The sequence below is a fragment of the Alteribacillus sp. YIM 98480 genome (assembly GCF_009765375.1).
Classification (GTDB): Bacteria; Bacillota; Bacilli; order Bacillales; family Marinococcaceae; genus Alteribacillus.
Genome location: NZ_VTOK01000005.1, coordinates 101,271 through 115,479, shown reverse-complemented (window position 1 = coordinate 115,479; position 14,209 = coordinate 101,271). Strand labels below are relative to the sequence as shown.

At 40.3% G+C, this 14,209-nt stretch carries 12 protein-coding genes; 4 read left to right on the top strand and 8 right to left on the bottom strand.

What is annotated here, in order from left to right:
• The first annotated feature begins 322 nt into the window (after nt 1–322).
• Both FZF09_RS08040 and FZF09_RS08035 read left to right on the top strand, forming a co-directional pair.
• Entirely contained in the window at nt 323–1,459 is a 1,137-nt protein-coding gene (locus FZF09_RS08040) for a TAXI family TRAP transporter solute-binding subunit (RefSeq protein ID WP_158736077.1), read from the top strand.
• A 574-nt stretch (nt 1,460–2,033) separates the two neighbouring features.
• A complete protein-coding gene (locus tag FZF09_RS08035) occupies nt 2,034–3,965 on the top strand; it encodes a TRAP transporter permease (protein ID WP_158736076.1) in 1,932 nt (643 codons plus the stop codon).
• 42 nt (nt 3,966–4,007) lie between these two features.
• On the opposite strand, the gene FZF09_RS08030 is transcribed toward FZF09_RS08035, so the two are convergent.
• Both FZF09_RS08030 and FZF09_RS08025 read right to left on the bottom strand, forming a co-directional pair.
• Nucleotides 4,008–4,862, bottom strand: a complete 855-nt coding sequence (locus FZF09_RS08030) for a MurR/RpiR family transcriptional regulator (protein WP_158736075.1) — start codon at nt 4,860–4,862, stop codon at nt 4,008–4,010.
• A 223-nt stretch (nt 4,863–5,085) separates the two neighbouring features.
• Nucleotides 5,086–6,483, bottom strand: a complete 1,398-nt coding sequence (locus FZF09_RS08025; protein ID WP_158736074.1) for an aspartate aminotransferase family protein — start codon at nt 6,481–6,483, stop codon at nt 5,086–5,088.
• Nucleotides 6,484–6,832: 349 nt separating this feature from the next.
• Here FZF09_RS08025 and FZF09_RS08020 point away from each other — a divergent pair, with 349 nt between their 5' ends.
• Complete coding sequence (locus tag FZF09_RS08020; RefSeq protein ID WP_158736073.1) at nt 6,833–8,020, top strand: KamA family radical SAM protein; 1,188 nt, start codon at nt 6,833–6,835, stop codon at nt 8,018–8,020.
• Between the two features lie 422 nt (nt 8,021–8,442).
• Nucleotides 8,443–9,168 carry a hypothetical protein gene (locus FZF09_RS08015; protein ID WP_158736072.1) on the top strand — a complete coding sequence of 242 codons (726 nt, stop codon included), beginning with the start codon at nt 8,443–8,445 and terminating at the stop codon, nt 9,166–9,168.
• On the opposite strand, the gene FZF09_RS08010 is transcribed toward FZF09_RS08015, so the two are convergent.
• The 6 genes from FZF09_RS08010 to FZF09_RS07985 all read right to left on the bottom strand — a co-directional run bounded on the left by FZF09_RS08010 (nt 9,165) and on the right by FZF09_RS07985 (nt 14,136).
• The gene (locus FZF09_RS08010) at nt 9,165–9,323 is read right to left on the bottom strand and encodes a hypothetical protein (RefSeq protein WP_158736071.1); all 159 of its coding nucleotides are present in this window, start codon (nt 9,321–9,323) and stop codon (nt 9,165–9,167) included. The genes FZF09_RS08015 and FZF09_RS08010 overlap by 4 nt on opposite strands.
• Nucleotides 9,324–9,394: 71 nt before the next feature.
• Nucleotides 9,395–10,303 (bottom strand): fumarylacetoacetate hydrolase family protein, encoded by a 909-nt coding sequence (locus tag FZF09_RS08005; protein WP_158736070.1) that lies wholly within the window; start codon nt 10,301–10,303, stop codon nt 9,395–9,397.
• Nucleotides 10,304–10,368: 65 nt separating this feature from the next.
• A complete protein-coding gene (locus tag FZF09_RS08000; protein WP_158736069.1) occupies nt 10,369–11,163 on the bottom strand; it encodes an ABC transporter ATP-binding protein in 795 nt (264 codons plus the stop codon).
• On the bottom strand, nt 11,150–12,160 hold the full coding sequence (locus tag FZF09_RS07995) for an ABC transporter permease (RefSeq protein ID WP_158736068.1): 1,011 nt from the start codon (nt 12,158–12,160) through the stop codon (nt 11,150–11,152). The genes FZF09_RS08000 and FZF09_RS07995 overlap by 14 nt, the downstream gene beginning before the upstream one ends.
• 185 nt (nt 12,161–12,345) lie before the next feature.
• Nucleotides 12,346–13,395, bottom strand: coding sequence for an ABC transporter substrate-binding protein (locus tag FZF09_RS07990; RefSeq protein ID WP_158736067.1), 1,050 nt, complete (start codon nt 13,393–13,395; stop codon nt 12,346–12,348).
• A 171-nt stretch (nt 13,396–13,566) separates the two neighbouring features.
• Entirely contained in the window at nt 13,567–14,136 is a 570-nt protein-coding gene (locus FZF09_RS07985; protein ID WP_158736066.1) for a hypothetical protein, read from the bottom strand.
• Nucleotides 14,137–14,209: the final 73 nt, after the last annotated feature.

The following is a 14,209-nucleotide window of genomic DNA, read 5'->3' as shown; positions in this document are numbered from 1 at the left end:
CCCTTAATATAGAAAAAGAACTGCGCCGTTTGCTATGGCATGCGCGCAGTTCTTTTTAATTAGAAAAATTCACACCATTTCATCGAGCTATTTCTATACGGTTCTCCATATATTTCGGTTTGTGTATCCGCTTTCGTTTTCACCTTTCACAAGCTGCCCAGCCTTTATAATGTTTACTTGAATATTACCAGTTTATGATGGGGCTATGCCCTGTTGTTTCTTGTCAACCATTGCGATAGTTATATTTTGACAATACCTATTTTTTCTGATTAAATAAGACGTGAACATATGTTCAGATCACAAGATATAAGGGGGATACAAAATGAACAAGAAGTGGTCTTTACTATTAGCTATGCTCTTCACGTTCGGAATGCTGCTAGCAGCTTGCGGCGGCGGAGATGAAGGCGGGGAAGATGACGGAGATGCCGGTGGAGATGCTGGCGGCGACAACGAAGAAGAAGAAGCAGCCGGCGAAGATGCAATGGTTGAACTCCAGCTTGGCACAGGATCTACTGGTGGAACGTATTACCCGCTCGGTCAGGAGATTGCGAATGTTTTGAATGATAACGTAGACATCGAAGGTTTTGATGTTAGTGCCGTATCATCTGACGCATCTGTGGACAACCTTGCTCAAATCAGCCGTGGTGATATGCAGCTTGGAATGTCTGTTCACCTTACTGCTCTTCAAGCTCTCGAAGGTGAAGGTGACTTTGACGGTACCGTAATTGATAATTTTGGATTTATGGGACATATTTATCCAGAAGTAATGCAGGTTGTAACCACTGAAGATACTGGTGTTACTTCTATTGAAGAATTAGAAGGAAAAAGTGTAAACCTTGGACCTCCTGGAAGTGCAACGAACTCTGCAGCCAAACTCATTCTTGAAGCTCACGGTCTTGAAGAAGGCGATTATGACGCTTATGAGGAAGGATTTGGAGATGCAGCTGGTCGTCTTCAAGACGGCAATTTAGATGCTAACTTCGGACTTCTTGGTCTGCCAGCAGGGAACGTAACGGAGCTTTCCACTCAGCGTGATGTTGTTATCCTTCCAATTGAAGGCGAAGCGCTGGACTACGTCGAAGAAAACAGTGATTACGGTCAGCTTGATATTGAAGCAGATGTTTATGACTTCCTTGATGAACCAGTAAGTACGGTAACGGCTTACGCTGTTCTTGTAGGTTCTACTGATCAAGTTGATGAAGATACAGCTTATGAAATTACTAAGCAGCTTTATGAAAATGCAGACAGCATTTCTCATGAACAAGGACAATTCATGACAATGGAAAACATCATGAACGGAGCAGACGATATGCCGCTTCATCCTGGTTCTGAAAGATATTTTGAAGAAGAAGGACTACTTGACGGCGCTGGCGATGCAGAAGAGGAAGAGGAAGGCGAAGCTGAAGCCGAAGAAGATACTGAAGAAGATACCGAAGATGACACGGAGGAAGAAGAGTAATATAGACTATACAAGGCCGGAGTATTTCCGGCCTTTTTTCATTAGGTAAGAAAGAATTTTGGCGTTTTTGATGTCTAGCTTCAGCGCCCAGCCTCAGGCGCACACGATAAAGAGGAACTTTTGCTAAAACCGGAACGTCCTGTCGTGTGCGATCTTAGTAGAGGTTCATTAAAATGAGCTGAACGTCTTATGCCTTCCCTTTCGACTCCGGGCCGCAGGCGACCCTGCGCGAAAGCTCCAGAACCTGTCGCGGGCTCCCAGGATGGGAGTCAGTTCGGCGTTGTCGTTGTCACAGGACGTGACGCTCGTAGCCAAACTTCCATCTTTTAAGGCGCTTGCGCTTTTCTTAGTTTGGATATAATATGAAAAAATTTTCTTGTTCAAAGGATTTTTTTTAGGATTGCCTAATAATATAATATAGAAAAGTAGCACCACCTTAGTCTTGTCACAGACAAATTCTATTTTATTTGTTATGATATTGAAGTCACAGCCTTTGCCGGCTATGAGCAGCCTGTTTATCCCCCCTTTAATTAGAAAAAATATTCAAATAAATTTGTTGAGGTGGTGACTGTTAATGGCGAATAATAAACAAACCGACCAAGAGTTAACCCAAGATGAATTGTTGAAAAAATACGACAAAGAATCTACATACCGGACGAATCTTGGAAAATGGGGCATTTTAGTTACAGTTATCGGAGTAGCATTAACAATCTTTCATTTATGGACAGCAAGCAATCCTTATCGTTCCGTTATTCAAGGTGCTATTCACTTAGCAGGCGGGTTATCGCTTATCTTTTTACTATACCCTGCTAAAAAATCCATGACGGACCGCAAAGGAATTGCCTGGTATGATGTCATACTTGCCTTCACAGCATTATTTGCCAACTTTTATATCGTTTTCAATTATGATGATTTGTTCCGTTCTTCTGTGGTGACAGGTTTTGATACTTTTGATAAAGCAGTAGCCATAATTTTTATTATCCTTCTATTAGAAGCAACCCGACGTGCTGTAGGACTTCCCATTATTATTATCGCGATGCTTGCCATTGCATATGGTCTTTGGGGAAACGGCATTCCCTACTTCGGGCATGCAGGATTTTCATTTGACCGGCTGATGACTGACTTGGTGTATTCTAGTGAAGCGATTTTTGGTACACCTGTACAAATATCATCTACCTATATTTACTTATTTTTATTTTTTGGTGTCATGCTCGTAAAAACCAACATTGGTCAATTTTTTAATGATCTTGCATTTGGTTTGACTGGCAGATTTACCGGCGGCACCGCAAAAGCAGCTGTATTTGCTTCCGGTCTACAAGGTATGGTAACCGGAAGTTCCGTCGCTAACACAGTCAGTTCTGGTTCCTTTACTATACCGATGATGAAACGGGCAGGATTTAAACCTGAATTTGCAGCGGCAACAGAAGCTTCCGCATCCACTGGCGGACAGATTATGCCGCCGATAATGGGGGCTGCTGCCTTCATTATGATAGAAACGATTGGTGTTCCCTATAATGAGATTATTCTTGTAGCTCTCATTCCAGCTCTGCTTTATTTCTCAGGTGTTTTTATCGGTACGCACTTTGAAGCCAGAAAGCAGCATATTTATGGTCTCCCTAAAAACGAACTGCCTTCTGCCAAGTCATTATTAAAAAAAGCAGATCTTTTGCTGCCATTAGTCGCTATTTTGTTCATGCTGTATAGCGGCTACACTCCGACCACTGCGGCATTGTGGGGGATTTTCACAGCATTTGTGATTAGTTTTTTCCGTAAAGAAACACGGTTGTCCATTAAAGATATGCTATATACTCTCGAACAAGGGGCGCGAATTGCCCTTCCAGTTATAGCAGCTGTTGCAACGGCTGGCATTATTGTCGGAGTAGTGGTATTTACCGGTCTTGGCGGCAAAATTGCCAATGGAATCATTGATTTAGCAGGCGGACAGTTTTTCCTTGTAATGTTCTTTACGATGATTGCCTGTATTATTCTTGGCATGGGATTGCCTACTACTGCAAATTATGTTGTGACAGCGTCATTGGCAGCGCCAGCTTTAATTGCATTAGATGTTCCTGTTATTGCAGCTCACTTCTTCGTCTTTTATTTTGGTATTGTTGCTGATATAACTCCGCCTGTTTGTCTAGCGGCTTATGCCGGCGCAGGTATTGCCAGGGCCAACCCGATGAAAGCAGGGGTAACGTCTGTTAAATTAGCAATAGCAGCATTTGTTATCCCATATATATTTGTAACCAATCCAGTACTTGTCCTGCAGGATGCCACAGCAGCTACATTGATTCCTGCATTAATTACCGCATTAATTGGAATGGTTGGTATTAGTGCCGGAATGATTAATTACTTTGTAATTAAGAACAATATTATCGAGCGTTTAATGCTGCTTGCCGGTGGTATTATGCTGCTCTTGCCGGACCTCTATATTTCTATGCCTGGTCTTGGATTAATCATATTGGTTTATTTGATTCAACAATTCAGAAAAAGAAAACAAGATTAGAAAGAAAGCCGAACGGATGGTTATTCCATCCATTCGGCTTTTTTAATCATAAAAAACGTCAAATGTTTCCCATAATCCTTCAAGTTCTTTTAAGCGTGCTTCCACCTTTTTGTGTTCTGAACGGGTGACCGCTGTAATTAAGGCACTCACTATACTTAATGGAGCCGAAAATGAATCGATAAACGAATTAATTTCAGTAGCGGCCAGCAACTTTCGATCTCCGTAAGGAACGAGCGGTGACAACAAATGATCCGTCAACACTAACGTTTTCGCTCCGCGTTGTTTTGCATACTTTAAAACTTCAACCGTCCGTTTCGTATAACGAGAAAAACCAAAGCCAATAACTAAATCATCCGAAGTAATATCAAGCAAATGCTCAGATACCCCATCTGCTTCCCTTAACATTTCCGTATTTTGTAAGACGAGATCAAGATAAAATTCCAAAAATGAACCGATGCTCACTGCACTGCGGTAAGCTATAATGTAAATTCGATTTGCTCTAATAATATCATTTACAGCACCTTCAAATACTTTTGAATCCATTTGCTGAAGCGTTTCTTTCAAATTTTGCATATCATCTGCGAGTATTTCTGTTACAGCATTCTCAGGCTGATCTTCTTCATCTGTTGTATGAGCAAACACTTCAGCTGAAGTCCATTTTCGCTGCAAGGCTTCCTGCAAATGACGCTGCATATCTGGATACCCATTAAAATCCAGAAAAACAGCAAACCGAATGACTGTAGCCTCCCCCACTCCCGCATTTTTTGCCAATTTGGATGCGGTCAAAAAGGGGGCTGTTTCTGAATAATTAATTAAGTAATTTGCAATTTTTTTCTGGGATTTGCTCATTTGATCTTGAAGTTCCATAATGCGCTGGTATACATCACTTTCAAGCATGGCAGCCCTCATTCCTTTTTAAAACCAATTAATTTGTTCAGAAAGGAGGGCAAAAGCGACAAGGACAAGGTATTATAACACCTTTACGCTTTTTTACAGTCAGCCATGAAATCAAAGCTGGCTGACCATTTATCAGATATCCGCAGCGTTTCTCAGCAAACGTCTATCAACACCTCCTGGGCAAATAAATACTTCGCAATTTACCCAAGCCTGAACATTTGTTTTAAAAACGAGCACCTTCATAAACCTCCCTCAGCACTTCATCATATGCATCTAACGTTTGATTAATGTCTTCATCGCTATGAGCTGTCGACACACTATAACGATTCATCGGCTTCACATAAATCCCTTTTCCCAGTAATCGAAAATCTATTTCTTTTCTGGTGGCCAGGTCGGTTTTTTGAAGGTCTCGATAGTTTCGTATCTTTTCTTTATTATTTAATACTACACTAAAAATAGACCCTATGCCAACCGCCTCGCCTTGTACGCCGTACTTGCGAAGCTTTTCGTTAATGCCGTTTTTCAGCTTTTCAGTCTGCTTTAAGACATCATCTAATTCTTTTTCTAAAATATCGAGAACCGCCATGCCTGCTGCAAGAATCATAGGATGACCGTTATACGTGCCGCTATGAAATAATACATCTTTGGATGATGAACGTTTGCTTTGGCTGCTGTCAAAAACATCTGATCCCTGTGATGGAGCACTATGCATCATCATTTCTTTCTTTCCCCCGACAACGCCTACTGGGTATCCTCCTCCTATTGCTTTTCCTAACGTCGTTAGATCAGGCTTAATGTCATAAATGTTCTGAGCGCCGCCAAGACCAGTACGGTAACCCGTTTTAACCTCATCAAAAATGAGAACCATACCTAATTTCTCTGTAATTTGACGTAAACCTTTCATAAATGATTTTTCTGCAGGTATAAACCCTGCCTGCACCGGTTCAATCATGACAGCACCAATTTCGTCTTTATGCTGCAATAATATTTTTTTACATGCTTTCAAGTTGTTAAAAGGCAATGTAATTGTATTTCTAGTATGGGATGGATGCATCCCTTTAGATTCAGGCAATGAACAAGGAGCATCTGCATTCCCGGCTTCTCGAACAGAGGGACTCACACTTACAAGCATTTGGTCATATCCGCCGTGATAGTGGCCTTCAAATTTTGCTATTTTATGTTTTCCTGTATGGGCTGCTGCAAGCCTTAAGGAAAGTAATGTTGCTTCTGTACCTGAATTTGTATAACGCAGGCGTTCCATGCTCGGAAAGTGCTTTTGAAGCCTTTTCCCCATTTCCACTTCAAGATAATGCGGTGTACCAAACAACCATGTACCGTCTCTTTCGATTTGTTCCATAATCGCTTTTTTCACATGTTCGTGTCCATGTCCTGTTACAAGCGATCCGTAACTCATTAAATAATCAATATACTCATTTTCATCCATATCGATCAGCTTCGAACCTTTTCCATATTTCATAACAACAGGATGCGGTTCAAAATATTTAATATTTGCCGTTACTCCGCCCGGCATTACTTCTTCTGCTTCCTTCATAAATGCTTGTGAAGAAGGTGTTTCCTCCTTGTAATCTAAAATGGGATGTTCTACTTTCTGAACGGCCATTTTTTTACGCTCCTCTTTTGATGAATTTTTAACTTCAAAAATATTTATTTATGAATTCTACATTTCATTCTAATAGAAGTACAAGTTTTTGTGAAGTACTAATTTCATTTTATTTATTTTTGAAGTTTATATTTCATATTATATGAATTTGTTATTTCAATATCCACATTTTATGAATGTCAAACTTCAATTTGGGCTATTTGTCTTTTTTGTTAGAAACTTTTCCTTCATTTTCTTTTGCAATTTAAATTTTTCTTTCTTTTTTGACTATTTTTAACCCTCACTGTTATACTTCAACTGAATACCATAAAAGATGTACAAATTAAGTTTTAGAAAGGTGTGGGGGCTTTTGGCACAACCAAAGTACATTACCAAAATTGATCAAATTAAAGAAATTCCAGATGACGAGCGCGAACGTTTAAAAAAAATCACTGAAAAATTTGTGTTCCGTGTAAACGAATACTATTTAAGCCTTATTGATTGGGAAGACCCGAATGATCCCATTAAAAACTTAGTCATACCAAATGAAGGTGAGCTTTCTGAATACGGACGCTGGGACGCTTCTGATGAAGACACTAACTATGCAGTGCCAGGCTGTCAGCATAAGTATGAAACGACTGCCCTTTTAATCTGTTCTGAAGTGTGCGGCGCTTATTGCCGCTATTGTTTCCGTAAACGCTTGTTCCGTAATGACGTGAAAGAAGCAATGTCTGATGTGGATCCTGGACTAGAATATATCCGCAATCATCCAGAGATTAATAATGTTCTGCTTACGGGTGGAGATCCTTTAATTCTTGCAACAAAGAAGCTTCGTTACATTATTGAAGAGCTGCGCAGCATTCCGCACGTAAAAATTATCCGTATCGGTTCAAAGCTTCCTGTCTTTAATCCGATGAGAATTTATGAAGACGAATCTCTTTTGGAACTCATTCGTGAATATTCCACGCCGGATAACCGCATTTATATTATGGCTCATGTTAATCATCCGCGTGAAATTACAGAGGAAGCGAAAAAAGCATTTGAAGCACTGCATGATGCTGGAGCAATAGTGGTAAACCAGACACCTGTATTAAAAGGTATCAACGCCAATCCAGACGACCTGGCGGAGCTGCTCGATAAGTTGTCTTGGGCAGGCGTAACTCCTTATTATTTCTTTATTAATCGTCCGGTAGCCGGAAACAACGACTTTGTGCTTACTTTAAAAGAAGCATATGATGCGGTGGAAAAAGCTAAAGCAAAAACGAGCGGACTTGGAAAACGTATCCGTCTTTCCATGAGTCATACTTCTGGAAAAATCGAAATTTTGGCAATTGATGACGGAAAAGCATATTTAAAATATCACCAATCCCGCGATGGCAATTACGGTAAATTCATGGCACTTGACTGCCCAGATAATGCTGCCTGGTTCGATGACCTTCCAGGAAATGAACAGCATTGGAGTATGCCTGAGAAAAAGGTAGAAGACGTTGTGTCTGTTAATGAAATGCCTGATATGCCGCAAAAACGAAAAAGAAAACCGAAAACGGCTGCAAAATAAGCAGCAAAAAGAGCTGTCCTCATTAGGATAGCTCTTTTTTTGATGTGAGAATCGACTGAAATACGTTTTTGCCTTTTTCAAAAGGGGATGAAACGATGGATCGGCCGTATTGTATGGCTAGCTCCCTCCCATACCTTATTTCTTTACAATAGTACTGCTGTACTGATTTAGAAAATAATCTTTCTTTTCAATGACAGGATGTCTATCCATTTGTATGTCATTCCTTCCCTTGATTGAGGTATGTTCTTGAAAATTTGTATCCCTTTCTTCAAATGTGATTATTGTCCTGTACGAAAGGAAACTAAAATGAGTTACACTGTTCGACAATTTTCCTTCTCCTCACCTTTTTTCATGTTAAAATAGACTCAAATGCAGACAGAGGAAGAAGGATGTGTACAACCATGAACAGGTGTTATCTCTTTATGATATTGTTTCTTTTTATAGCTGCCGGCTGCAGTTCCTCGTCTTCAGAGGAAAGGCTAAAGGAAGAACTCAACACTTCCTTCTCTAACTCGCTTTATGAAATAGAATTCGAAAAACTAGAAGAAAGCCGATATGAAGGCAAAGACGGATTTTTCTTACACTACTCGATTACTTCCCCGGATGAAAGCCGTGAACTTTCTCCGTCTGATATAGACATGACATTTTCTAAAGTTATTGAAGATGAATTCGGAAATGAACACTCAATATATCAAGAAACGGAAATGAAAACAGATCAAGAAGAAAATAACGTACTCCGCATTAAGCAATTTTTCACGACCAGTCTTCATCATGACAGCGAGCAATTGATATCAACGGCACAATTGGTTTTACATCCAAACAAAACGGTTCGCTTTGACCAGGTGAAAAAGGACAAAATTCCTATTTCCCGTGATGAATTAACGATTCAAGACATGGAATGGAATGACAATAAGCTCACATTAACCGCAACAGATGTATTAGATATTCAAAATGTAGAATGGAGTATATTATCTGAAGGAGAGCAAATTTATCCTGTCTTTACTAACTCCATAACCGAAGAAGAGCATTATTTTAAAGGAGAATTTGAATTTGCTGTTGAACTAGAGGAGCCATTTACGATCATTGCCGAACGTTCCGACTCTTCTGAATTAATTTGGGAATTGCCGTTTGTTATACCGATCGATTAGAAAACATAATTTACCTTAATCATTTTATTGTGTAAAAAAAACGCAAGCGCCTTGCCCACGAGCGACAAGTCCTGGAGGGTCGGCATTATGGAAAGCTGATCTTTGCTTTGACGAACCGAAGGAATCTCGAGCGAGTAGGCACTTGCGCTAGACATCAATAACGCCAACTATTTATAATTTCTTACCTTACAAGAAAAAATAGAACAGCCTGTAAAAAAGGCATGCTCTATTTTTTATTCACTGTATTTTTTAACTTTCCAATTCTATCTGATTGCACTACTACTTCATCACCTTCTTGCAGATACTTCGGTGGATTAAACCCTTTTCCCACCCCTGCAGGTGTTCCTGTGGCGATGATGTCTCCTGGTTCTAAGGTCATTCCCCGGGAAATAACTTCAATTAATTGAGAGATAGAAAAAATCATCTTATCCGTTGTTGTTTCTTGTCGAATTTCATCATTTACGAGCGTCTTTAACGACATCGTTTTCCCTTTCCAATGTTTGAGGGGAACAATCACCGGTCCCATTGGACAAAACGTGTCGAGACTTTTCCCTAGAAAAAACTGCTTATGCTTGGACTGTAAATCTCTTGCTGTCACATCATTTAACAGCGTGCAGCCAAATAGGTAATCTTCTGCTTCTTCTGCTTTGATACCTTTTCCTTTTTTTCCAATAATGACAGCAATTTCTCCTTCATAATCTAACGCATCCGTCACATCAATATGAGGATCAATCGTGTCTTCCGGTCCTATTACGGTTGTCGGTGACTTCGTAAAAATGATCGGGTGATCAGGAATATCTGCAGCACTTCCCATTTCTATGGCGTGATCTGCATAGTTTTTCCCTGCACAAATAATATTTTTTCTCGGGACTGGAATAGGTGCTTTCAATGATATTTCCTTAGAAGAAAGCGGATAAACATAGGAAGCATCTAAATGATTATAGGCTGAAGCAGTTATTTTCTCGGCCTCTGCTAAAAAATTTTCTCCGTCACAAATCGCTTCTAACATCGTGCGAGGAAAACGATAACCCACATTATATGCTTTTCCAGCTTCCTCGAGATCAATGACATATTCTTCGTTCACAAGTGCTGCTGTTTTTTCTTCCTTATGTATTTCAACCGTAGCTAGTTTCATTTAACTGCCCCTTTCTTTAACTTAATGCTGAGGAAAAGTTCTATCTTTTGAGGTAGATAAAACCATCAACTGAGCACCGCCTTATCATTAGCCATTTTTTCACCGCGGATTTTCTGAAATTCATTTAATAATTTTTCGATCGTTAACGATTGTTTTTCATCTCCATCTACATCTAAAATAATCTGTCCTTTATCCATCATAATTAAACGATTACCTAGATCAAGAGCTTGCTGCATGTTATGGGTGACCATTAATGTAGTCAGCTTAAATTTTTTTACGACTTCTGCAGTGATGTTGGTTATTAGCTCAGCTCGCGACGGGTCAAGCGCTGCCGTGTGCTCATCCAAAAGCAGAATCTTTGGTTCTGTGAATGTGGCCATTAATAATGATAAAGCCTGGCGTTCTCCGCCTGATAAAAGTCCTACTTTGGCTGTCAGCCGATCTTCTAAGCCAAGATTTAACGTTTCTAGATGTTCCTTGAAAAGAGATTTTCTTCTTTTGCTGACTCCTGGTTTCAAGCTGCGTTTTTTATTGCGCGACCAAGCCATTGCTAAGTTCTCTTCAATCGTCATTGAAGGGGCCGTTCCTGCCATTGGATCTTGAAACACTCGGCCAATTAATTGAGAACGCTGATACTCTTGAAGGTGAGTTACCTGATTATTGTCTATGAGCACATCACCTGTGTCAGGCAGGAGTGAACCGGAAATGATGTTCATTAGCGTTGATTTTCCAGCACCATTACTGCCGATCACCGTCAAAAAATCACCCTGGTTTAAATTGAGATTAACATGTTGCAACGCTTTTTTTTCATCCATCGTTCCTTCATTAAACGTTAACGATGCTTGACTAAGTTGCAGCATTTCCTTTCTCCCCTTTCTTCGTGTCAGCCATCTGGGTGATTTCTCGCCGTTTGCGCAGTCTTCTTCGTTTTTCACGCTGTGCTTCGAGTATTTTTGGTGTGACTAATGCCGCTACCACAATAACTGCTGTAATTAATTTCATATCACCGGTTTCCAAAAAGTCTACTCGCAATGCCAGCGACACGACGATTCGATAAATAATGGCTCCGCCAATAACAGCCAGTGTTGTGCGTGCAATAGACTTCGTTCCAAAAAGGGCTTCGCCAATAATGACCGACGCAAGGCCTATAATAATCATTCCGATCCCCATACCAGCGTCTGCAAACCCGCCATGCTGTGCAATTAAGGCACCAGAAAGAGCAACAAATGCATTGGAAAGCCCCAGCCCTGCTATGATAAGAATATCTGTATTGGCTGAAAAACTGCGAATCATTTTTTTGTTATCCCCAGTAGCTCGTAATGCAAGACCGACTTCTGTCTTTAAAAAATAATCGGTAAGAAATTTGATGATTAGTGTAATAATTAAAGAGAAAAATAGTATTCCCCATGTTTTTGGCGTTCCTGAGATTCCAAGGGCGGCGATTATATTGTTAAATGGGGCACTCAAGTTTAAATTCTCCCAAAATGAGGTGATCGACGTAAAAATAGTCGTTTCGTTTAATAAAGGAACATTGGACTGCCCCATGATACGCAAGTTAATCGAATACAACGCAATCATCATTAAAATTCCCGATAATAATGGGTTTATTTTTCCTTTCGTATGCAAAAGTCCGGTTACACATCCTGCTAAAAACCCGGCAATCACCGCGACAACAGTAGCGATAAGCGGGGACTGTCCATTAATGATCATAACAGCTGCTACTGCTGCCCCTGTAACAAAGCTTCCGTCTACGGTCAAGTCCGGAAAATCCAGGACCCTAAAGGACAAATAGACGCCAAGCGCCATTAGAGCGTATATAATCCCTGATTCAACTGCTCCAAACATGGAGACAAACATATTTTCCTTCCCCCATTCTCTCTCCAAAGCATAGCATAAGCTTATTGCTCGCGAGATCCTTCCCAAGCACGGCTGGATGAGCTTATGCTAGACTTCAAAAGATGCGAACATTTTATCCTTTTCTACCAATATAAACAAAAAGCCTGGCCTGTTGCCCCTTAAAGAGGCTGGCCAAGCCTGACGCTTTATTCGTTTATAAATTGCGCTTCTTCTTCCCAGTCCTCATGGATTTCTACCCCTTGGGCCTCTGCTGCTTCTTTATTTATAAATAACTCCATGTCTTCAGGGTGTTCTGCAGGAATATCAGCTGGTGTCTTCTCCCCGCTTAATACTTCTGCTGCCATTTCACCGGCACGGTAGCCAATCGTATGGTAGTCAATACCAAACGTGGCAAACCCGCCGCGCTCAAGAGAATCGGGTTCTCCTACTACTAATGGAATATCTTGTGTTTCAGCCACATCCACTACCGTCTCCAAAGCAGATACAACCGTGTTATCTGTAACAATGTACATCACATCTACATCACCAACAAGTGACTCAGCTGCCTGCTGTACTTCCGCCGAAGATGAAACACTTCTTGTCGTTGACTCTAAATCTGTCCCTTCCATTGCCGCTTCCACTGCTTCAATTTGAGAAACAGAATTTTGTTCGCCTGAATTATAAATCAACCCTATGTTTGATTCAGGAAAGTATTCTGAAATAAAATCTACCGTCATCTCAATCGCTTCTGGATGTAAATCCATAACGCCTGTTATTAATTCACCTGGAGAGTCTGCATCTTCAATTAAACCCGCATCCACAGCATCTGTGACCGAAGTAAAAATAATTGGCGTTTCTGAGCTTGCCTGCAATGCTGCTTGTGCACTTGGCGTAGAGTTGGCAAAAATTAAGTCTACCCTCTCTGACACAAAATTATTAGCAATTGTCGCTGTATTACTCTGGTCATTCTGCGCGTTTTGATAATCAAATTCTATGTTTTCTCCTTCTGTATACCCTTGATCTGCTAATCCTTCTTTAAATCCTTCATAAGCTTCATCTAAAGAAGGATGTTCCACAAACTGGGTGGCGCCAACAACGACGCTGTCTTCTGTCTCGGCTTCTGTTTCTTCTTCCTCTTCGCCGCCTGCACCTGATTCGTTTTCACCAGCAGTATCCTCTTCTCCTGCTCCGCACGCTGCTAAAACGGTTAAAGACAAAGCCCCAGTTAAAAGCAAATGCAGCCACTTTTTTTTCATTTTCTTTCTCCCCCTCTTTATATGTAGGAATTTTCTAATATTTATATTTATCTTATAGGATTCTATAAAGCTTGTAAACAATAATTTATTTACAGTAAAACGATTAAGAAAATCGGTAGAAACGAACTAAATAAGGGCATCTGTCCACTAAACAGATGCCCAACAACTTTCTTAAGAAAGCAATTCTATGTCTACAGCCACTCCTGGAAAATCAATTGTATTGTCCGTTTCTACATTTTCTTGAATAGATGGTTTCCATTCCTTTTCGTATATTTCAGGAAAAGCAAATCTAGCTCGATTTGCAAACATGTGATTTCCTTTAATATAAACGTTATATTCTTCGAGAAAAGAAGCTTCATCTTCAATAACAAATGTCATTCGGTAGGACTCTCCTTTGACTTCGTCTTCCACCGTATACCCAAAATCATAAAGCCGTTCTAGCACCGCATAGTCACCAAATGGAATAATCACAGCCTGTTCTGTTTCTATTCGTTCGGTGTTTTCTAAAGATAATACCCGTTCTCCCTGCGATGCTCTGTCTGTATAGACTTCCGTTACAAACAAGTATAGAGAAGCCATCATGACTGCAAGTATGATGGAAGCCAGTCTTTCCACATTCTTTTTAGGTTTTTCCTTTTTTTTCATAAATGAATGAAGAGCAATCCCTAAAAGAAATGTCACGATCAAAATAATAAGTGATAATACTAAATGAAACAACCACGGTTCAAGCGTCAAAATCATTCCTACCATCCTTTGAACAGCCATAAATTTTCATTACTACTACATAGGGAGAAATGAAAGCCGAACATATGAT

Excerpts from the sequence above, each read along its gene's own strand:
- FZF09_RS08040 (WP_158736077.1), top strand. The coding sequence starts at position 323 with ATGAACAAGAAGTGGTCTTTACTATTAGCTATGCTCTTCACGTTCGGA.
- FZF09_RS08035 (WP_158736076.1), top strand. The coding sequence starts at position 2,034 with ATGGCGAATAATAAACAAACCGACCAAGAGTTAACCCAAGATGAATTG.
- FZF09_RS08030 (WP_158736075.1), bottom strand. The coding sequence starts at position 4,862 with ATGCTTGAAAGTGATGTATACCAGCGCATTATGGAACTTCAAGATCAA.
- FZF09_RS08025 (WP_158736074.1), bottom strand. The coding sequence starts at position 6,483 with ATGGCCGTTCAGAAAGTAGAACATCCCATTTTAGATTACAAGGAGGAA.
- FZF09_RS08015 (WP_158736072.1), top strand. The coding sequence starts at position 8,443 with ATGATATTGTTTCTTTTTATAGCTGCCGGCTGCAGTTCCTCGTCTTCA.
- FZF09_RS08010 (WP_158736071.1), bottom strand. The coding sequence starts at position 9,323 with ATGTCTAGCGCAAGTGCCTACTCGCTCGAGATTCCTTCGGTTCGTCAA.
- FZF09_RS08005 (WP_158736070.1), bottom strand. The coding sequence starts at position 10,303 with ATGAAACTAGCTACGGTTGAAATACATAAGGAAGAAAAAACAGCAGCA.
- FZF09_RS08000 (WP_158736069.1), bottom strand. The coding sequence starts at position 11,163 with ATGCTGCAACTTAGTCAAGCATCGTTAACGTTTAATGAAGGAACGATG.
- FZF09_RS07995 (WP_158736068.1), bottom strand. The coding sequence starts at position 12,160 with ATGTTTGTCTCCATGTTTGGAGCAGTTGAATCAGGGATTATATACGCT.
- FZF09_RS07990 (WP_158736067.1), bottom strand. The coding sequence starts at position 13,395 with ATGAAAAAAAAGTGGCTGCATTTGCTTTTAACTGGGGCTTTGTCTTTA.
- FZF09_RS07985 (WP_158736066.1), bottom strand. The coding sequence starts at position 14,136 with ATGATTTTGACGCTTGAACCGTGGTTGTTTCATTTAGTATTATCACTT.